Here is an 18,437-nt window from a genome sequence, read left to right as displayed (position 1 = left end):
ACCGGGTGGTCCGGCCCAACCGCAGGTCAGAGGGGGTGCGACGCGCAAGGCAGGACCCCCCCGAACCTGCCCGGGACTCCATGCGAAACTTTTCACATGTCTGCCATGGCGCGCCCCCGTCCCCGTGTCGCCGCAGCTGCCGCCGCCACCGCCGCCGCCGCTGCGCTCGCCCTCACCGGTTGCTCCTCCTCGGGCTCGTCGGGCAGCGGTGACGGCCAGATCGGCTTCGTCAGCGCCAAGGGCAGCAACATCTCCAAGGCCGAGGTGGGCCACCGCCAGGACGCGCCGGACCTCTCCGGCAGCACCCTGGAGGGAACCCCGGTCAAGCTCGCCGACTACCGCGGCAAGGTCGTCGTCCTGAACGTCTGGGGCTCCTGGTGCGGTCCGTGCCGGGCCGAGGCGGACGACCTGCAGCGCGTCTGGGAGAAGTACAAGGACCAGGGCGTCCAGTTCCTCGGCATCAACACCCGGGACCCGGAGATCACCAACGCCGTCCGCTTCGAGCAGGAGAAGGGCGTCACCTTCCCCAGCCTCTACGACCCGGCCGGCACCCAGCTGCTGAAGTTCCCCAAGGGCAGCCTCAACCCGCAGTCCGTCCCGACCACCATCGTGGTCGACCGCGAGGGCAAGCTCGCCGCCCGGGCCGTCGGCGGCCAGACCGACGACGCCCTGGAGTCGGTGCTCCAGCCGGTGCTGGCGGAGCAGAAGCAGTGAGTGCCGCGCTGCAGCTGGCCGACACCACCGGGACCATCCAGAGCGGGGCGCTGATGATCGCCGCGCCGATCGCCCTGGTGGCCGGCCTGGCCTCCTTCTTCTCGCCCTGCGTGCTGCCGCTCGTCCCGGGCTACCTCTCGTACGTCACCGGCTTCTCCGCCGCCGACCTCGCCGACGCGCGCGGCGCGCGGCGCGGCCGGATGCTGGCCGGGGCGCTGCTCTTCATCCTCGGCTTCACCGCCGTCTTCGTCTCCGGCGGCGCGCTCTTCGGCTACTTCGGCTCGACGCTGCAGGAGCACAAGCGGGTCATCTCGATCGTGCTCGGCGCGCTGACCGTCGTGATGGGCCTTGCCTTCATGGGGCTGGTGCCCGGCCTGAGCATGCGCGAGCTGCGCTCGCACCGCCGCCCGGCGGTCGGCCTGCTGGGCGCGCCGATGCTGGGCGTGGTCTTCGGTGTCGGCTGGACGCCCTGCCTCGGCCCGACGCTGTCCGCCGTCCAGAACCTCGCGCTCAACGAGGCCGACGCGGGCCGCGCGGCGCTGCTGATGACCGCCTACTGCCTGGGGCTGGGCGTACCGTTCGTCGTGGCCGCACTGGCCTTCCGCCGGGCGCTGGGCGCCTTCGGCTGGGTCAAGCGGCACTACCCGCTCGTCATGCGGATCGGCGGCGGCATGCTCGTCGCGGTCGGTCTGCTGCTGGTCACCGGGGCCTGGGACTCCATGGTGAACGAGATGCAGTCCTGGACCGCCGACTTCCAGATCGGAATCTGACCCGTGAGCAAGACCACGACCGATACCGAGCTGCCCCCGGAGGCGGTCGAGGACGCGGCCGAGCGGCTGACCACCGCGCCGACCGAGTCGGACGGCCCCGTCGGCATCGGCGTGCTCGGCTGGCTGCGCTGGGTGTGGCGCCAGCTGACCTCGATGCGGGTCGCGCTGATCCTGCTCTTCCTGCTCTCGTTGGCCGCCATCCCCGGATCGCTGATCCCGCAGAACGGCCAGAACCAGTTCAAGGTCGAGACCTGGAAGGCGCAGCACACCACGGTCGCGCCGGTCTACGAGAAGCTCCAGCTGTTCGACGTCTACAGCTCGGTCTGGTTCTCGGCGATCTACATCCTGCTCTTCGTCTCGCTGGCCGGCTGCATCGTCCCGCGCACCTGGCAGTTCGTCGGTGTGCTGCGGGCCCAGCCGCCGGCCGCGCCGAGCAACCTGACCCGGATGCCGGTCCACGCGGCCTGGCGCACCGACGCCGACGCCGAGACGGTCAACGCCGCCGCGTACCGGCTGCTGCGCAAGCGCCGGTTCCGGGCGAACCTGGCCGGCGGCTCGGTGGCCGCGGAGAAGGGCTACCTGCGCGAGGTCGGCAACCTGGTCTTCCACCTGTCGCTGTTCGCACTGCTCGGCGGCTTCGCCTGGGCGAGCCTGGCCAGCGGCACCGGCGGCAAGCTGATGGTCGCGGGCGAGGGCTACTCCAACACCATCACCCAGCTGGACGACTTCACCGGTTCGCGGTTCTACTCCAGCCAGGACCTCGACCCCTTCTACCTGAAGCTGAACGGCTTCACGGCGCGTTTCCAGAGCAAGGGCGACCAGATCGGCGCGGCCCGGCAGTTCACCGCGAACGTCGAGTACTACGCCGGCAGCGACGCGGAGAAGCTCAAGCGGGGCACGATCGAGGTCAACCACCCGCTGGAGATCGGCGGCAGCAAGGTCTACCTGATCGGCCACGGCTACGCCCCGGTGGTCACCGTGCGCAACGCCGCCGGCGAGGTCGTCTACTCCGGTGCGACGCCCTTCCTGCCGCAGGACGGCAACCTCACCTCCACCGGCGTCGTCAAGGTCTCCGACTACGGCGACAAGGACGGCAAGAAGACCCAGATGGGCTTCTCCGGCTTCTTCCTGCCGACCGCCCCGGTGGCGTTCGACGCGAACACCGGCCCGCGCTCGCTCTTCCCCGGCGACGCCGACCCGGCGCTGGTGCTGAACGCCTTCGCGGGCGACCTCGGCACCGACTCCGGACTGCCGCAGAACGTCTACCAGCTCAACACCAAGAACCTCACCCAGCTCCAGCAGGACGGCCAGCCCGCCAAGGTCCGGCTGAAGGTGGGCCAGGGCTGGACCCTGCCGGACGGCTACGGCACCGTCACCTTCGACGGCTACAAGCAGTGGGCCAGCTTCAACATCTCGCACCGCCCGGGCAACGAGATCGCCCTGGTCGGTGGTGTGCTGGCGATCCTCGGCCTGATCGGCTCGCTGTTCGTGCAGCGCCGCCGGATCTGGGTGCGCGCCGTGGCCCTGCCGGGCGGCGGCACCCAGGTGGAGCTGGCCGGTCTGGCCCGCAGCGAGTCGGCGAAGATCGCCGAGGAGCTGGCCGAACTGGCGGTGGACCTCCAGGACGACGCGCCCGCGGTCGACGACCCGGACGCGCCCGTCCCCGGGGACGAGCCCGTCACCGGGGACGCGCCCGCCGCCGAGGACGCGCCCGCCACCCCCGAGCCCGACGCGGCCCCGGCCGCCCCGGAGTCCGCGCAGCCCGCAGAGCCCGCACAGCCCGCAGTCCCCGCCGACCAGAAGTCCAAGGAGTAGACGGTGCAACTCGCCTCGGCGGTCGACCCCCAGCTGGCCGACCTCTCCAACAAGCTGATCTATTCGGCCATGGCCGTCTACCTGATCGCCATGTTCGCCCACATGTTCGAGTGGACGTTCGGCAGCAAGGGCGCCGTCGCCGTCCGCTCGACCGAGCAGGCCGGCCTGGCCGCGACGGTCGCCGCGGCCGGGGCCGCGAACGCCAAGAACGCCAAGAAGGTCACCGTCACGGTCGCCTCGGCGGGCGGGGGCACCACCACGCTCACCCGGACCGCCCTGGCGGGCGAGGGCGCGACCGTGGTCACCGGCGGCCGCGGCGAGGAGGAGACGGACGGCCCGGGTGCCGCCGGCACCAGCGAGCGGGCCGACCTGGCCGGCCGGATCGCGGTCTCGCTGACCGTGCTCGCGGTCATGCTGCACGCGGGCGGCGTGCTCACCCGCGGCCTCTCGGTCTCCCGCTGGCCGTGGGGCAACATGTACGAGTTCTCCTGCGCCTTCGCGCTGGCGATGGCCACCGCCTACCTCGGCCTGCTGGCCTCCCGGAAGAAGGTCCGCTGGCTCGGGCTGCCGGTCACCCTGGCCGTCCTGCTGACCCTCGGCGTCGCGGTCTCGGTGCTGTACACCGAGTCCGAGCAGCTCGTCCCGGCGCTGCACTCGTACTGGCTGGCGATCCACGTCTCCACCGCGATCGTCTGCGGCGGCGCCTTCTACGCGGCGTTCATCGCCACCCTGCTCTACCTGGGCAAGGACTCCTTCGACAAGCGGATGGCGGCCGGCCTGGCCACCGGCCCGCTGGGCACCTCGCCGTCCATCTGGCGCCGCCTGCCGGCCGCGTCGACCCTGGACAAGCTCTCCTACCGGATCAACGCGCTGGTCTTCCCGCTCTGGACCTTCACCATCATCGCGGGCGCGATCTGGGCCGAGGCCGCCTGGGGCAAGTACTGGGAGTGGGACCCGAAGGAGACCTGGTCGTTCATCACCTGGGTCGCCTACGCCTGCTACCTGCACGCCCGCGCCACCGCCGGCTGGAAGGGACGCAAGGCCGCCTACCTGGCGCTGGCCGCGTTCGCCTGCTGGCTCTTCAACTACTACGGCGTGAACATCTTCGTCACGGGAAAGCACTCCTACGCGGGGATCTGACCCGGGCACACCACGCTCCGGCCCGGCGCTCCGCAGATCGGAAGCCGGGCCGAGGTGTGACAGGGGTAGTTCGTGCCGGCCAACCCGAGCCGGCACGGGGAGGAACGAGGAGGAAATCGCGCAATGGAGTGCGACGAGGTCATGCTGACCGTCCGAATCACCGCCGCCGAGCGCACGCTGCTCCGCCGGCTCGCCCAGGGGCACCGCAGCGACGTCTCCGAGGTCGTGGCGGACGGCCTGCTGGACATCATCCCCACACTCAGTACGCAGGCGGACGCCTTCCGCCTGCTGGGCGCGCTCGCGGCCCCCGCGCCGTGCGCCCTGACGGTCTGGCTGCCGACGCCGCTGGCCGACCTGCTCGTCCCGGGCGCGGCCCGGATCGCCCAGGTCACCCAGGTCCGGGTCGGGTCGGCCAGCGCCATGCTCGGCGCCGCCCTGCGGCTCTGGCTGGCCCAGGACCCGAGCCGGCTGGCCGCCAACCTCAGCGTGATGCACGCCGGTCGGCCGGCCGCGCTGGTCGCGGCCTGACCCGGGCGGGGCTCCGTCGGTCTCAGCAGGCGAGCGGCAGGCCCGGATCGCGGTCCGGGCCTGCCGGCCGCCGGTCGGCGGCGCCGCCGTCGGCCGGGGCGGTCAGCAGCCGGCACTCGGCCACCGTCCGGCCTTCCTGCGTCAGCAGGACCCGGACCGGCACGGACGGGCCGTCCGCCCCGGCCCCGGCGGCGATCCGCGACTCCCGGACGGCCCGCACCAGGCACGGCCGGTCCAGCTCGATGAAGCCGCTGAACGACGACACCAGCTCCACCGGCACCACCGGATCGGGGTGGCGCAGCCGCTGGGCGGCCTGCCGGGCGGCCTCCAGGACGACCATGCCGGGTACGTGGTCCAGGGTCGGTTCGGAGAGCACCGGGTGGCCGGCGTCGGCGCGCAGCAGCCAGCTGCCCGGCACCGGCGACGGTCCGAGCACGACGTCGGCGGCCTGTTCGCGGCCGGCCATCTGGGGCTTGGTGCAGGCGGGCGGGAGCCAGGGCGCCGCCGGACGCCGGGCGGGCTCGCGCAGCCGGGCGTACGCGGCGGGGGAGAGCGCCCGGAGCTGGACGGCGGCACGGCCGACCGGGCGGCCGTCCCGCTCGACCTCGACGTGCACCCGCAGCGAGGCCAGCCGCCCGTGCCGCATCCGGACGTCCTGGCAGCTCGCCCGGAGCATCAGGGAGGCGGGGGCGCCGGCGATGGCGAGCCCGTCCAGCCCGTCCGGGCCGAGGGAGTAGCAGAGCTCGTCCAGTGCGAAGTGGTGCCCGCGGGGCACGCCGAAGCCGACGTGCCCGATCAGCAGCGCGGCCTGCCGGACGGTCTCGGCCATCAGCACCGGGTCGTGGTGGCGGTCGCCGGGCAGCCGGTAGAAGCCGTGCAGCCGGGGCCACTGGGCGCCGAGCAGGAAGTCGTAGGGGCCGGTGGACTGCCAGCCGGTGATGAGGACTTCAGAGACGGAGGAGCGGTGGACCAGGTGGCGGGAGACGGTCCGGTCGTGGAAGTCGTATCCGGCGACGGTATGAAAATACGGACCGTCAGCATCCGGTTCTGCGATCGCTGGCATGGCTGGCCCCACTCCCGGGTCTCGGTCGACCGGCCGCGCCGGCGGCCCCCTCACAAAACATACAAACCAACCGGTTTGCCTGTGGCGAGTGGGGTCCCCGCTGCCGGGACCTCGGCGTGATCACGTTACCCGCGCACCGGCCTGCGGGAACGTCCGGGCGGGCGATGCCGGACCTTGGGCGGGGGTCGATCCCCGCTGGACGGCGGGGGAGAGCGAGGAGCTAGATTAGATACCAACCATGCGGTTTCGGGCGGGCCGTCCGCATGCGAGGCGTCGCGCCACCGACGGCGGCGCCCTGACAGCAGCCGGGCGAGCCGGGATCTCGCCGAGGCCGAGGCCGGAGGGGCCAGTGGTCAAGCAGGAACGTGCGGGGAGGACGAGGCAGGCCGTGCTGCTCGCCGCGGCGGACGCGTTCGCGGAGGCCGGCTTCGAAGCGGCCAACCTGGTGGACATCAGCCGCCGGGCGGGCGTCAGCAAGGGCGCGCTCTACTTCCACTTCGTCTCCAAGCAGGCGCTGGCCGACGGCGTCCGCGCGGCGGCCGCGCGCGAGATCGGCTCGGCCGCGCTGCGCGCCCGGCGGGCCGGCGGCCCGGCCCTCCAGGGCCTGATCGACTTCTCGCACGAGCTGGCCCGGCTGCTGCGCGAGGACGTGCTGGTGCGGGCCGGCGTCCAGCTCGGCCAGGGCGCCCGGTTCGGGGCCGGGGCCGCCTGGCGGAGCCTCACCGAGGTGTTCCGCCGCCTGCTGGACCGCGCGGCGGACGCCGGTGAGCTGCACCCCGGGGTGGACCTGCGGCAGGCCGCCGACCTGCTCACCACCCTGGCGGCCGGCCTGGTGCTGTTCGCCCCCGAGGACGCCGGCCGGCTGCGGCCGGAGGCGGTACGCGGCCTCTGGGCCGCGGCCCTCCCCGCGCTGGTGCCGGCCGACCGCTGTTCCGCCTACCGCACCTGAGACCCGGTCGGCCGCACCCGAGTCCGGGCCTGCCGCACCCGAGGCCCGGCCGACCCCACCTGAGCCCGGCTCAGTCGCCGGTGCCCGCGGCCGGGGTGGGCGCCTGCCCGGGGCCGCCGCCCGGTGCCCGCTCGGCCACGCTGATCCGGGCCAGCGCGTGCGGCTGGACCAGCCCGGGCAGCAGCATCGTCCAGAGGTCGGCCATCCGCTGCAGCAGGTCGCGACGGCCGGTCAGCACCTGCGAGCTGAGCTGGATCCCGGTGACCGCGCCGGTGATCACCCCGGCGGCGGCCGCCGGGTCCAGACCGGGGTGCAGGTCGCCCGCGTCGCGGGCCTGCTCCAGCAGTGCGCGCGCCGCGTCCGACCAGCGCTGGTAGGCGGCGATCTGCGGCTGGGTGAAGCTGCCGTGCTCGATGGTCAGCCGGATGCTGCCGCGCACCATCGGGTCGTCCACCAGGGCGTGGGCGAACGCGTAGCCGAGGTCGATCAGGGTCTGCACCGGGCTGTCCGAGGTCGGCCGCCAGGTGGCGAGCCAGGCGCCCTGGCCCTCGATCACCGCGAGCGCGAGCTCCTCCTTGGAGCCGAAGTGGAAGTACAGCGCGCCCTTGGTGACGCCGGCCCGCTCCAGGATCTCCGACATGGTGGCGGCCGCGTAGCCGCGCTCGTCGAACACCTCGGCCGCGGCGAGGAGTACCGCCTGGCGCGTTGCCAGTGCCCGGGCCTGCCTGGCCATCGCAGCCTCCCTGGATTGCTCTCGTACTCGGCGGCGGCCGATCCTACGGGGGCCGACGGGGCGGGGAATCGCATACCGTCCAGTAGGTATTCTACCGAGCCGACCGTCACCGGACCGGTGTGCGAGGAGCCCGCCGGCGCCGGGAACGGCGACAGCCGGCCACCCGGAGGGGGTGGCCGGCCGTCGGTCGGATGCTGCGGGGCGTCAGGCGGCCTGCTGCCAGCTGACCGGCGAGAAGTACGCCGGACGGCGCTCCAGGCGGTGCCAGTTGGCGATCGGCTCGACCGGCGCCACGGCGGCTGCGGCCTGCTGGGCGGCCGCGGCACGGGCCATCAGCACGGCGGTCAGGGCGGCGAGCTCCTCGTCGGAGAGCGAGCCGCGGACGACGCGGACGAGAGGTTCGGCGGAAGCGGTCATGGTGTTGGTTTCTCCCCCGGCACGTTTCTGGTGAATGGTCAGCAGAACTGCGGTGCTACATGGGCGGGTTGCCGTGCTTGCGGCTCGGCAGGTCGGCGTGCTTGGTGCGGAGCATGGCGAGCGAGGAGGCCAGGACCTGGCGGGTCTCGGCGGGGTCGATGACGTCGTCCACGAGGCCGCGCTCGGCCGCGTAGTACGGGTGCATCAGCTCGGTCTTGTACTCCTTGATCTTCTGGGCGCGCATCGCCTCGGGGTCCTCGGCGCCGTTGATGTCGCGGCGGAAGATCACGTTGGCGGCGCCCTCGGCGCCCATGACGGCGATCTCGTTGGTCGGCCAGGCGAACGAGAGGTCCGCGCCGATCGAGCGGGAGTCCATCACGATGTACGCGCCGCCGTAGGCCTTGCGCAGGATCAGTTGGATCCGCGGCACGGTGGCGTTGCAGTACGCGTACAGCAGCTTGGCGCCGTGCCGGATGATGCCGTCGTGCTCCTGGTCGACGCCGGGCAGGAAGCCGGGGACGTCGAGCATGGTGACCAGCGGGATGTTGAAGGCGTCGCACATCTGGACGAAGCGCGCGGCCTTCTCGCTCGCGTTGATGTCGAGCACGCCGGCCAGCGACTGCGGCTGGTTGGCGATGATGCCGGTGACGTGCCCGTCGATCCGCGCCAGCACGCAGAGCACGTTGGTGGCCCAGCGCTCGTGGACCTCCAGGTACTCGCCGTGGTCGACGATCTCCTCGATCACCTTGCGCATGTCGTACGGGCGGTTGCCGTCGACCGGCACCAGGTCGAGCAGCGCGTCGTTGCGGCGGTCCACCGGGTCGTCGTTGACGACGGTCGGCGGCATCTCGCGGTTGTTCTGGGGCAGCAGCGAGAGGAGGTAGCGGACCTCCTCGATGCAGGACTGCTCGTCGTCGTAGGCGAAGTGCGAGACGCCGGAGACCCCGGAGTGGACGTCGGCGCCGCCGAGGCCGTTCTGGCTGATCTTCTCGCCGGTCACGGCCTGGACCACGTCCGGGCCGGTGATGAACATCTGCGAGGTCTCGCGGACCATGAACACGAAGTCGGTGAGGGCCGGCGAGTACGCGGCGCCGCCGGCGCACGGGCCGAGCATCACCGAGATCTGCGGGATGACGCCGGAGGCCCGGGTGTTGCGCTGGAAGATGCCGCCGTAGCCGGCCAGGGCGGTGACGCCCTCCTGGATGCGGGCGCCGGCGCCGTCGTTCAGCGAGACCAGCGGCGCACCGGCCGCGATGGCCATGTCCATGATCTTGTGGATCTTCTGCGCGTGGGCCTCGCCCAGCGCGCCGCCGAAGATCCGGAAGTCGTGCGCGTAGGTGAAGACCGTGCGGCCGTGCACGGTGCCCCAGCCGACGACGACGCCGTCGGTGTGCGGCTTCTTCGCCTCCAGGCCGAAGCCGGTGGCGCGGTGTCGCCGCAGCGGCTCCACCTCGCGGAACGAACCCTCGTCGAGCAGCAGCTCGATGCGCTCACGAGCGGTCAGCTTGCCCTTGGCGTGCTGGGCCTCGGTGGCCTTCTCGCTCGGGCCCCGGCGGACCTGGTCGCGCAGTTCGTGCAGCTCGGCGACCCGCCCGTGGGCGTCGGCCGGGATCTCGGGGATCTCGTCGCCGACCGGCGCCTCATGCACAACCGTCATCTCGAACCACTCCAAGGGTGAGGGAACTGTCCGACAGCCAACGTCTGCATTGCCCCCGGCTGCGAATCACTTCTTCACTTATGACTGTACGAGGGGCGCGGCGCTGGTTTCGGCGTCGATTCCGTACAAGGTCGCGTCCGTTTAGATGTCAGGGCTGCACAGAAACCGCGGGCGGGCGTCGTGATCGGACAGTGTCCGTTCGATTACCCGCAGCTGTCGCCCGAGTGGCGGTCCGATGATCTGAGCGGAAGGAAACGTGCAGGTCAGAGCGGGCGGGCGGGAGGCCGGACGGGGGGCCTCAAGGGGGTTGATAGCCGGACTTCAGCGGAGTGTGCTGGGCGGCCCGGAGCGGCTCCGGGCGCCGATCAGTCGTAGGGAAGCGCCAAAAACACCGAGGCCCACCCGGGAGCACCCGAGTGGGCCGTCCGAGGGAGGGCTCAGCTCTTGCGACCGTCCTCCGGCTCGTCCTTGCCCCGCAGCTCCTCCTCGCGGCGGCGCAGGTCGGCCTCCCACTGCTTGAGCATGTCCTCGTGCCTGTTGTTGTCCTTCTTCAACGAGGCGAGGAACTCCGGGTCGTCGTCCGGCGCGAGCGGCCGGCCGCCGCGCGGGCGCTCGTACTCGGGGTAGCCGGCGGTGCGGCCCGCCGGGCCGGCCTGCAGGGCGCCGCGCTGCTTGCCGGCCACCAGCCAGGCGATCGAGCCGACCAGCGGGAAGAGCAGCACGATGATCACCCAGACCACCTTGGGGAGGTGCTTCACCTCTTCTTCGGGCGTGGTCAGGCAGTCGATGAACGCCCAGACCCAGAGGGCGAGCGGGAGTACGAAGGTCAGAATCCTCAGCACGGCGGCGATCTCCCCCGGCGGCGGTGGCGGCGGGCGCCGCGAACCGGCGGACGGCTTCGACGGGGGCCCTTGACCGAGCCAGGCTATCGGGTGGCGGATACTGACTGGCATGGCATACGACGATCTCCGTTCGTTTCTGCGGGCCCTCGACCGCGAGGGCGATCTCAAGCGCATCAAGGCCGAGGTGGACCCTCATCTGGAGATCGGCGAGATCGTCGACCGGGTGCAGAAGGCCAAGGGCCCGGCCCTGCTGTTCGAGAACGTCAAGGGCTCCTCGATGCCGCTGGCGATGAACGTCTTCGGCACCGAGCAGCGGCTCGCCAAGGCGCTCGGCCTCAAGGGGCCGGACGACATCGCCGACAAGATCGCCGGGCTGCTGAAGCCCGAGCTGCCGCAGGGCTTCACCGGCTTCCGGGACGCCTTCGGCAAGCTCGCCTCGATGGCCCACGTGCCGCCGAAGCACGTGAAGTCCACCGACGCCCCGGTGCACGAGGTCGTGCTCACCGGCGAGGACGTCAACCTGGACGAGCTGCCGGCCCTCTTCACCTGGCCGCTGGACGGCGGCTCCTTCTTCAACCTCGGCCTCACCCACACCAAGGACCCGGACACCGGCGTCCGCAACCTCGGCCTGTACCGGCTCCAGCGGCACGACCGCCGGACCATCGGCATGCACTGGCAGATCCACAAGGACAGCCGCAACCACTACGCGGTCGCCGCCAAGCGCGGCGAGCGGCTGCCGGTCGCGATCGCCTTCGGCTGCCCGCCGGCCGTCACCTACGCCGCCACGGCCCCGCTGCCCGGCGACATCGACGAGTACCTCTTCGCCGGCTTCGTCGCGGGCGAGCGGGTGAAGATGGTCGACTGCAAGACCGTGCCGCTGCAGGTCCCGGCCGACGCCGAGGTGGTCCTGGAGGGCTGGCTGGAGCCCGGCGAGATGCTGCCCGAGGGGCCGTTCGGCGACCACACCGGCTTCTACACGCCGCAGGAGCCGTTCCCGGCGCTGAAGATCGACTGCGTGACGATGCGGCGCCGCCCGATCCTGCAGTCCATCGTGGTCGGCCGCCCGCCGACGGAGGACGGCCCGCTGGGCAAGTTCACCGAGCGGTTCTTCCTGCCGCTGCTGAAGGTGATCATCCCGGACATCGTCGACTACGACCTGCCCGAGGCCGGCGGCTTCCACAACTGCGTGATCGTCTCGATCGACAAGAAGTACCCCAAGCACGCCCAGAAGACGATGCACGCGATCTGGGGCGCGCACATGATGTCGCTGACCAAGCTGATCATCGTGGTGGACTCGGACTGCGACGTCCACGACTACCAGGAAGTTGCCTGGCGGGCGTTCGGCAACGTCGACTACAGCCGTGACCTCACCGTCGTCGAGGGCCCGGTCGACCACCTCGACCACGCCTCCTACCAGCAGTTCTGGGGCGGCAAGGCGGGCATCGACGCCACCCGCAAGCTGCCCGAGGAGGGCTACACCCGGGACGGCGGCTGGCCCGAGATGGTCTCCTCCGACCCGGCCACGGCCGCCCTGGTCGACCGCCGCTGGAAGGAGTACGGGCTCTGATGAGCACCGCCGCCGCCCTCCCCGAGGTCCCGCCCGGCAAGGTCAAGGCCTTCCTGCGGCTGGTGATGATCGAGCACTCGATCTTCGCCCTGCCCTTCGCCTACATCGCCGCGCTCACCGCGATGTACCTCGCCGACGAGCGGGTGCACTGGGGCGAGCTGTTCATCGTCACCGTCTGCATGGTCGGCCTGCGGACCTTCGCGATGGCCGCCAACCGGATCATCGACCGCGAGATCGACGCCCGGAACCCGCGCACCGCCGGGCGCGAGCTGGTGACCGGCGCCGTCGCGGTGAAGACCGCGTACGTCGGTTCGGCGATCGCGCTGGTCGTCTTCCTGGGCGCGGCCGCCCTGCTGAACCCGCTCTGCCTGGCGCTCGCGCCGGTCGCCGTGGTGCCGATGGTGGTCTACCCCTACGGCAAGCGGTTCACCGACTTCCCGCAGGCGATCCTCGGCCTGGCCCAGGCGATGGGCCCGGTCGGCGCCTGGCTGGCCGTCACCGGCTCGTGGTCCTGGGACGCGGTCGTGCTCGGCGCGGCGGTCGGGATCTGGATCGGCGGCTTCGACCTGATCTACGCCTGCCAGGACGTCGAGTCGGACCGCGAGGGCGGCGTGCGCTCGGTGCCGGCCCGCTTCGGCATCCCGGCGGCGGTGTGGGGAGCACGCGTCTGCCACGTGCTCACCACGCTGCTGCTCGGCTGGTACGCGGTGCTGACCGGCGCCGGCGTCGCGTTCTGGATCGGCCTCGCCGTCGTGGCCGGCGCCTTCGTCTACGAGCACACCATCGTGAAGCCGAACGACCTGTCGAAGCTGAACCGGGCGTTCTTCCAGACGAACGGGTTCGTCGGGATCTCGCTGTTCTTCTTCGCGCTGGTCGACCTGGTCGTGCGCGGCCTGGGGATCTGAGCCTCCCCGCGCGGCTACTTGGCGCCCTCGTCGAGCGTGTGCTTGACGAGGGCGTTCGCGTGTCCGTGGCCGAGGCCGTGCTCGGCCTTGAGCCAGGCCACGAGCTCCATGTGCTTGGTGAGCGGGGAGGAGCGGATCAGCTCCTTCCAGTGCGCGATCGGCTGGCCGTACTTCTTCTCGATGGACGGGAAGTAGCTGGCGGGGCCCTTGGCGGCGGCGTCGGTGCTCACGGTGGCGCTCCTGTCGGTTCGTCAGTTCGATCTTGCTGGGGGTGATTCTCACGCAGAGAGCCGGACGGCGACAGTGCTCAGCCAGGCGAGTCCGAGCGCCGCACCGGCGGTGAAGGCCATGACGGTGGCGCCGGAGCCGGCGAAGCCGGCCAGCACGCCGAGCGGCATCAGGCGGGAGGCGATCGCCCAGCCGCGGCGGCCGGTGGCCGCGAAGTGCCGGGCGAGGACGAGGAACGCGGCGCAGAGCGCGAGGTAGCCGACCGAGCCGCCGACCATGTGGACGGTGCCGTGGGCGCTCAGCTCGGTCACCCGGTCCTCGGGGGCGCCGACGGGGAAGCCGGCCCCGGGGTCGGCCTCGAAGGCCGAGCTGAGCAGGAACGACGCGCCGAACACCGCGATCAGCCGGGGCGCCCAGGTGCCGCCGGGGCGGTTGCGCAGGGCCTGGTGGAGGCCGGCGGCGCCGGCGAGGACCAGGATGCCGGCGAGGAGGAAGTTCGCGGTCTGGATCCAGCCGGCGTCCCCGAGGGCGAGCTGGCTGATGGCGTTGCGGGAGAAGTCGAAGCCCTCGCGGGCGAGGCCCTGGAGGAGGCCCGCGGTGAGGAACAGCGGGCCGGCGAGGGCGCCCGCGGTGAGGAGGGTCCGGGTCGCGGGGGCGGCGGCGAGCGGGGCGGCGGTGAGCGTGTTGGTCATGCCGGTAAGACCGGGGGAGTGGGCGGAACTCATCGGTGGCGAGGATGTGATCTGGGTCACGCACTGGTGTGACAAGCCCACTATCGCCGTTTGTGCTCCGAGCCTCGCGGGCGCTGGCTACTGTGGGCGGCCTGGAAGCCCAAACACCGGTTCCTTGAAGGAGCATGGCATGGCTGTCGAGCACGACCCCTCGCACTCGCCCCGCGCGTACTACGGCGCGGAGCTGCGGCGCCTCCGCGAGCTGGCCGGCCTGAGCCAGGAGGCTCTGGGGCAGCTGGTCTTCTGCTCGGGCGGCTACATCGGGCAGATGGAAGTGGCGGTGCGGAAGCCGCAGGAGGACCTGTCGAAGCGGTTGGACGAGGCGCTCAAGACGGACGGGCACTTCCTGCGGGTGTATCAGATGGTGCGGAAGGCGTCCCGCTACCCGGACTTCTTCGCGGACGCTGCCGAACTTCAGGCGTCGGCGCAGTCAATCAGCGAGTTCGGTCCGCTCCTCGTTCCGGGATTGCTGCAGACGCCGGACTACGCGCGGGCGGTCTTCGAGTCGGCCGACCCGCTTCGGAAGGCAGCGGACGCCGAGGCCCTGGTCGCTGCGCGAGTGGCGCGATCGGAGATCCTCGATCGCGCCAACGCTCCCTTGTACTGGGCTGTTCTCGATGAGTCGGTACTCCGCCGACCGGTCGGCGGGTCCGCTGTGATGTTCGGGCAGCTCAGGCACTTGGCCGAGCTGGTTCTGAGCAGAAAGGCCCTGATTCAGGTGGTCCCGTTCTCGGCTGGGGCACATGCCTTGATGGAGGGTTCGCTATGCCTGATGACGTTCGAAGAGGCGCCGCCCGTGGCGTACGTCGAAGGGCCTTACTCAGGGCAGTTGGTCGACAACCCGTCAACGGTGGCCGAATGCGCGCTGGCCTACGATCTCGTCAGGGCCGCCGCGCTGTCGCCGAAGGTGTCCCTGGCCCTGATCGACTCGGCGGCGGAGGACTACGCGAATGCACCGGACCGAGAAGTGGCGTAAGAGTAGTTACAGCGGCGGAAGTGGTGGCAACTGCATTGAGGTGGACGACGCCCGCCCGGGTTCGGTTCGTGACTCCAAGGACCCCGAGGGCCCGCGCCTCCGCTTCACCCCGGCCGCCTGGCAGGCTTTCGTGACCGCAGCCGTCGACGGCGAGTTCGGCACCGTCTGACCTGATAGCCCTTGCTCCGATCTTGAGGCGGCCGGTCGAACACAGGCCCCGCCCCGGCGAGCTGGGGCGGGGCCTGTCAGATGCGTTTGCGTTACTGGATGACGAGCTGGCGGTCGCCGAAATCGGCAACCAGGCGAAGCCTGCCTCCCAGGGCCTCCACGTAGGCGCGGATCGTGGCCAGCGCTGCGCTGTCGAGTTCGCCCTTCTCCAGCCGGGACACATTCGGCTGGGTCACGCCGATGATCGCGGCGACCTCAACCTGGGTGAGTGCCTGCTCCTTGCGGATCTCCGCGAGACGGTATGCGCGGACCTCGGCGTCGAGCTTGGCGCGGTGCGTGGCGACCCGGGCTTCATCAGTGACAACCTCGGGCCGGACCTCTTTCCAGGACCTGGCCATCTACTTCTCACCTTCGTTGAGTCTCTTGAGGTGCTCGTCGAATCGGGCGTCGGCGACTGGGACGTTCTCGTCGTACCACTTGTTCCAGGTGCCGGTCTTGTCGCCGGCCACCAAGAGGATGGCTTCGCGCTCAAGGTCGAAAGCGAACAGGATGCGGATCTCGGTCTCGCCGTCGGTGCGAGGCCGCAGCTCTTTCATGTTGTGGTGCTTCGACTGCTTGATCCGGTCGACCAGGGGGCGACCGAGGGTGGGGCCATCGGCTTCGAGCTTGTCGATGGCCGCTGCTACCTGGTCGGCGATCTCCGGCTCATCTTGGCTGAGTCGGACGAACCAGGAGTCGACTGCGTCGTGTAACGAGACTTCCCATGCCACGGGTCGATTATGCGCTACAAGCTATATGCGCTGCAAATTATTCCCTGGTGCTGTGGCACTGGCAAGGCGACTGCATCGAGCGCGTTGGCGTGTCTGCTCACCTCACCCGGGTGGCGATGGCTCGGGCGCAGTCCAGGGACTCGGTGTGGGTGGTGTCCACCTCCAGGTCGTAGACCACGCCCTCGTGGACGATCGGGGCCTGCTGGGCGGCCATGCCCGAGGTCCGGTCCCCGCGGGCGATCTCGCGGCCCGCGGCCACCGCGCTCTCGCACCGGACACCGACCCACAGCACGTCCAGGCCGTCGAGGACCTCCCGCCAGCGTGCCTGGGATTCCGCTCCGCCGAGGAACACGTCGTCGACGATGATCCGGGCGCCTGCCCGGGCCATCGCGGCGACCCCTGCCATCCAGGCGGCCTCCAGCTCGCGGAACGTCGATCCGACGGCCACAGCGCCGTCGTCGGCGATCTCGATCCCCAAGTCCGAGGCCTGCATGGAGGCCGGCATCATCTCGATCAGCGAGTCGATCGCCGCCGCGAGCCACGGATCCGGCAGGACTGCCTGGAGACACCGGACGATCCCGGACTTGCCGGAGCTCGATCCACCGTTCAGCACGATCACTTGAGTCGTCACCAGGTCACCGTAGAGGCGGGCGCCGGTCCGTCCGAAGCGGTTTTCGGAAAGCCGCGGCACTAGCATCGGCCGCATGATCGACAACACCACCGACTTCCGCTCGGACCGGATCGGCAGTGCCCTTCGCGGCGAGAACCCGACCGTCATGCGCCGCCTCGACGCCGGGTTCGCCGTGATCGGGGACGTCCAGTTCCTGCCCGGGTACTCGATCCTGCTCACCGACGAGCCCGGCGTCGAACGGCTCTCCGACCTGCCCCGCTCGCGCCGACTGGCCTACCTCGCGGACCTGGACCGGCTCGGCGAGGCCGTCGAACGCGCCTGCCGGGCCGCCGATCCGGCCTTCCGTCGGGTGAACCTGGAGATCCTCGGCAACAAGGACCCCTTCCTGCACGCCCACGTCTGGCCCCGCTTCGAGTGGGAGCCGGGGGACCTCGTGCAGATGCCGGTCTGGCTCTACTCGCCGGACCACTGGCGCGACGAGCAGTACGCCCTTGCCCCGCAGCACGACGCCATCCGCGCCGCCATCACCGCAGAGCTCGACGCCCTGCGCTGACGGGATCTCGACTGGCTGGGTCAGGAGGGGTTCGTCGGAGGCGTCGGACCTTTGGGGCCGAAGATCTCTGCGCGGGCCTGAGTCAGCTCTTCGTCGGTGAAGGCGCCGTGGTCGTCCTGGTAGTGGCGAAGATCCTCACCGAGAAGCTGACATCTGATCTGTCGAGTCGGATCCGCGGGACCGTTCGTGGCCACAATTTGCTGCCTTTGGCGAGGAGTTGACTGTTTCGCAGACCGACTACCGCGCTGCGTTATGGCCGTGTTACGGTCCGCGACGTAAGCAGAAAAGAAGAAGACCCCAGCGGTGCGCCAACACCCCGGGGTCTGGCATCAGGAGCGAACACTCCCCATGCAGATTCATCGTAGCGCGCACGCGCGCGGATTCTCCGTCCTTCCGAACGTCCTGCTGCAGGACCGCCGGCTCAGCTTCACCGCCCGCGGCCTCTTGGCCGACCTGCTCTCCCGGCCCGACGGCTGGCGCGAGGACGGACGGCAGATCGCCGACTCCAGCCCGCACGGGCGCGGGACCGTCCGACGGACCCTCAAGGAGCTCACCGAGGCGGGCTACTACCGCGTCGAGCTGATCCGGATGCCCGACGGCACCCTCCGCTCGGAGGCCCACGTCTACGACACGCCCCAGCCCCGCCGGTCGCCGGGTGACACCCCTCCGGACGTCGGTGGGCCGGAGGGTGGCGCCCCTGTCACCCCTCCCGTAAAGAACCCGGAACAAGAACCCACCCTCCCGGCCGAGTCGCCCGATCCGCAGACCGCCGCCGCGGTCGCCCTGCTGTTCCGGGTGATCCGCCCCGAGCCGCGCCTGCGGCTCGGGGCGCGCGAGGCGGCGGCCCTCGCGCCGCTCGTCGCCGAGTGGCTGCAGAGAGGCTCCACCGAGGCCGACTTGGCCCAGGCCCTGCTGCCCGGCCTGCCCCCGGCCGTGAGCTCCCCGGTCGGCCTGCTCCGCAGCCGCCTGGAGCGGAAGATGCCGCCCGAACGGGCGACCCCCGAGCCGCACCGGGCCGGGTACGCCGAATGCGCCAGGTGCCACGATCCGGTGCCCCGCCCCGGCATCTGCCGGGCCTGTGCGGGCCTGGCACCCAGGCCGCTCGCCGTCGGGCGCGGGGCCGCCGTGGTGGCTGCCGGGGTCGCCCGGGCCCGCCTCGCCCTGCGCGGTCCCCGGCCGGCCCCGGGAGTGCCGGGCTGAGGCGGCCCGGCACCCGTTCTCGTGAACTTGCCGCGCGTGCCCGGGCGTGCCCGGGCGTGTCCACGAACCCGCGCCTAGCC

Annotated in this window: 22 protein-coding genes; 12 read left to right on the top strand and 10 right to left on the bottom strand. The window is 71.3% G+C overall.

Annotation, left to right across the window (positions count from 1 at the left end; translation table 11 throughout):
- The first annotated feature begins 96 nt into the window (after positions 1 to 96).
- The 5 genes from RMN57_RS17590 (at position 97) to RMN57_RS17570 (ending at position 4,967) form a co-directional block, all read left to right on the top strand.
- Positions 97 to 714: a TlpA disulfide reductase family protein gene (locus tag RMN57_RS17590; protein ID WP_313764308.1), complete on the top strand. Its 618-nt coding sequence runs from the start codon at positions 97 to 99 to the stop codon at positions 712 to 714.
- A complete protein-coding gene (locus RMN57_RS17585; RefSeq protein WP_380234958.1) occupies positions 711 to 1,484 on the top strand; it encodes a cytochrome c biogenesis CcdA family protein in 774 nt (257 codons plus the stop codon). The genes RMN57_RS17590 and RMN57_RS17585 overlap by 4 nt, the downstream gene beginning before the upstream one ends.
- A 3-nt stretch (positions 1,485 to 1,487) precedes the next feature.
- Positions 1,488 to 3,299 (top strand): cytochrome c biogenesis protein ResB, encoded by a 1,812-nt coding sequence (locus RMN57_RS17580; RefSeq protein WP_313764307.1) that lies wholly within the window; start codon positions 1,488 to 1,490, stop codon positions 3,297 to 3,299.
- A gap of 3 nt (positions 3,300 to 3,302) precedes the next feature.
- Positions 3,303 to 4,439, top strand: coding sequence for a c-type cytochrome biogenesis protein CcsB (gene ccsB, locus RMN57_RS17575; RefSeq protein ID WP_313764306.1), 1,137 nt, complete (start codon positions 3,303 to 3,305; stop codon positions 4,437 to 4,439).
- Positions 4,440 to 4,580: 141 nt separating this feature from the next.
- Positions 4,581 to 4,967, top strand: a complete 387-nt coding sequence (locus tag RMN57_RS17570; protein WP_238863710.1) for a hypothetical protein — start codon at positions 4,581 to 4,583, stop codon at positions 4,965 to 4,967.
- Between the two features lie 22 nt (positions 4,968 to 4,989).
- Here RMN57_RS17570 and RMN57_RS17565 read toward each other — a convergent pair whose 3' ends face one another.
- The gene (locus tag RMN57_RS17565) at positions 4,990 to 6,030 is read right to left on the bottom strand and encodes a ScbA/BarX family gamma-butyrolactone biosynthesis protein (protein ID WP_313764305.1); all 1,041 of its coding nucleotides are present in this window, start codon (positions 6,028 to 6,030) and stop codon (positions 4,990 to 4,992) included.
- A gap of 349 nt (positions 6,031 to 6,379) precedes the next feature.
- Here RMN57_RS17565 and RMN57_RS17560 point away from each other — a divergent pair, with 349 nt between their 5' ends.
- Entirely contained in the window at positions 6,380 to 6,979 is a 600-nt protein-coding gene (locus RMN57_RS17560; RefSeq protein ID WP_313764304.1) for a ScbR family autoregulator-binding transcription factor, read from the top strand.
- A gap of 70 nt (positions 6,980 to 7,049) precedes the next feature.
- On the opposite strand, the gene RMN57_RS17555 is transcribed toward RMN57_RS17560, so the two are convergent.
- The 4 genes from RMN57_RS17555 to RMN57_RS17540 form a co-directional block, all read right to left on the bottom strand.
- A complete protein-coding gene (locus RMN57_RS17555) occupies positions 7,050 to 7,712 on the bottom strand; it encodes a ScbR family autoregulator-binding transcription factor (protein WP_313764303.1) in 663 nt (220 codons plus the stop codon).
- Positions 7,713 to 7,916: 204 nt separating this feature from the next.
- Positions 7,917 to 8,129 carry an acyl-CoA carboxylase subunit epsilon gene (locus RMN57_RS17550; protein WP_238863713.1) on the bottom strand — a complete coding sequence of 71 codons (213 nt, stop codon included), beginning with the start codon at positions 8,127 to 8,129 and terminating at the stop codon, positions 7,917 to 7,919.
- 55 nt (positions 8,130 to 8,184) lie between these two features.
- A complete protein-coding gene (locus RMN57_RS17545; protein ID WP_238863714.1) occupies positions 8,185 to 9,786 on the bottom strand; it encodes an acyl-CoA carboxylase subunit beta in 1,602 nt (533 codons plus the stop codon).
- A gap of 437 nt (positions 9,787 to 10,223) precedes the next feature.
- Complete coding sequence (locus RMN57_RS17540) at positions 10,224 to 10,628, bottom strand: PLD nuclease N-terminal domain-containing protein (RefSeq protein ID WP_313764302.1); 405 nt, start codon at positions 10,626 to 10,628, stop codon at positions 10,224 to 10,226.
- 109 nt (positions 10,629 to 10,737) lie between these two features.
- On the opposite strand from RMN57_RS17540, the gene RMN57_RS17535 reads away from it, so the two are divergent.
- The gene (locus RMN57_RS17535) at positions 10,738 to 12,195 is read left to right on the top strand and encodes a menaquinone biosynthesis decarboxylase (protein ID WP_313764301.1); all 1,458 of its coding nucleotides are present in this window, start codon (positions 10,738 to 10,740) and stop codon (positions 12,193 to 12,195) included.
- Positions 12,192 to 13,100 (top strand): menaquinone biosynthesis prenyltransferase MqnP, encoded by a 909-nt coding sequence (mqnP, locus tag RMN57_RS17530; protein ID WP_313767866.1) that lies wholly within the window; start codon positions 12,192 to 12,194, stop codon positions 13,098 to 13,100. Before RMN57_RS17535 ends, mqnP begins: the two co-directional genes overlap by 4 nt.
- Positions 13,101 to 13,114: 14 nt before the next feature.
- On the opposite strand, the gene RMN57_RS17525 is transcribed toward mqnP, so the two are convergent.
- Together RMN57_RS17525 and RMN57_RS17520 are read right to left on the bottom strand one after the other, a co-directional pair.
- Positions 13,115 to 13,330 (bottom strand): DUF4287 domain-containing protein, encoded by a 216-nt coding sequence (locus tag RMN57_RS17525; protein ID WP_313764300.1) that lies wholly within the window; start codon positions 13,328 to 13,330, stop codon positions 13,115 to 13,117.
- Between the two features lie 48 nt (positions 13,331 to 13,378).
- A complete protein-coding gene (locus RMN57_RS17520; RefSeq protein ID WP_380234370.1) occupies positions 13,379 to 14,020 on the bottom strand; it encodes a DUF998 domain-containing protein in 642 nt (213 codons plus the stop codon).
- Between the two features lie 169 nt (positions 14,021 to 14,189).
- On the opposite strand from RMN57_RS17520, the gene RMN57_RS17515 reads away from it, so the two are divergent.
- Positions 14,190 to 15,035: a helix-turn-helix transcriptional regulator gene (locus RMN57_RS17515; RefSeq protein ID WP_313764298.1), complete on the top strand. Its 846-nt coding sequence runs from the start codon at positions 14,190 to 14,192 to the stop codon at positions 15,033 to 15,035.
- A gap of 40 nt (positions 15,036 to 15,075) precedes the next feature.
- Positions 15,076 to 15,204, top strand: coding sequence for a DUF397 domain-containing protein (locus RMN57_RS17510; protein ID WP_313764297.1), 129 nt, complete (start codon positions 15,076 to 15,078; stop codon positions 15,202 to 15,204).
- 91 nt (positions 15,205 to 15,295) lie between these two features.
- On the opposite strand, the gene RMN57_RS17505 is transcribed toward RMN57_RS17510, so the two are convergent.
- From RMN57_RS17505 to cpt, 3 genes are all read right to left on the bottom strand, one after another.
- Positions 15,296 to 15,601, bottom strand: coding sequence for an XRE family transcriptional regulator (locus RMN57_RS17505; RefSeq protein WP_313764296.1), 306 nt, complete (start codon positions 15,599 to 15,601; stop codon positions 15,296 to 15,298).
- Entirely contained in the window at positions 15,602 to 15,973 is a 372-nt protein-coding gene (locus tag RMN57_RS17500; RefSeq protein WP_313764295.1) for a type II toxin-antitoxin system RelE/ParE family toxin, read from the bottom strand.
- 97 nt (positions 15,974 to 16,070) lie between these two features.
- Complete coding sequence (cpt, locus tag RMN57_RS17495) at positions 16,071 to 16,604, bottom strand: chloramphenicol phosphotransferase CPT (RefSeq protein ID WP_313764294.1); 534 nt, start codon at positions 16,602 to 16,604, stop codon at positions 16,071 to 16,073.
- A 73-nt stretch (positions 16,605 to 16,677) separates the two neighbouring features.
- Between cpt and RMN57_RS17490 the strand changes: the two genes are divergently transcribed.
- Entirely contained in the window at positions 16,678 to 17,157 is a 480-nt protein-coding gene (locus tag RMN57_RS17490; protein ID WP_313764293.1) for a diadenosine tetraphosphate hydrolase, read from the top strand.
- 348 nt (positions 17,158 to 17,505) lie between these two features.
- Positions 17,506 to 18,357: a hypothetical protein gene (locus RMN57_RS17485; protein ID WP_313764292.1), complete on the top strand. Its 852-nt coding sequence runs from the start codon at positions 17,506 to 17,508 to the stop codon at positions 18,355 to 18,357.
- The last annotated feature ends 80 nt before the right edge of the window (positions 18,358 to 18,437 follow it).

The organism is Kitasatospora sp. CM 4170, assembly GCF_032110285.1.
GTDB lineage: Bacteria > Actinomycetota > Actinomycetes > Streptomycetales > Streptomycetaceae > Kitasatospora > Kitasatospora aburaviensis.
The sequence above is the reverse complement of the archived record's forward strand: the minus strand, read 5'-3'. Positions and strand labels throughout refer to the sequence as shown.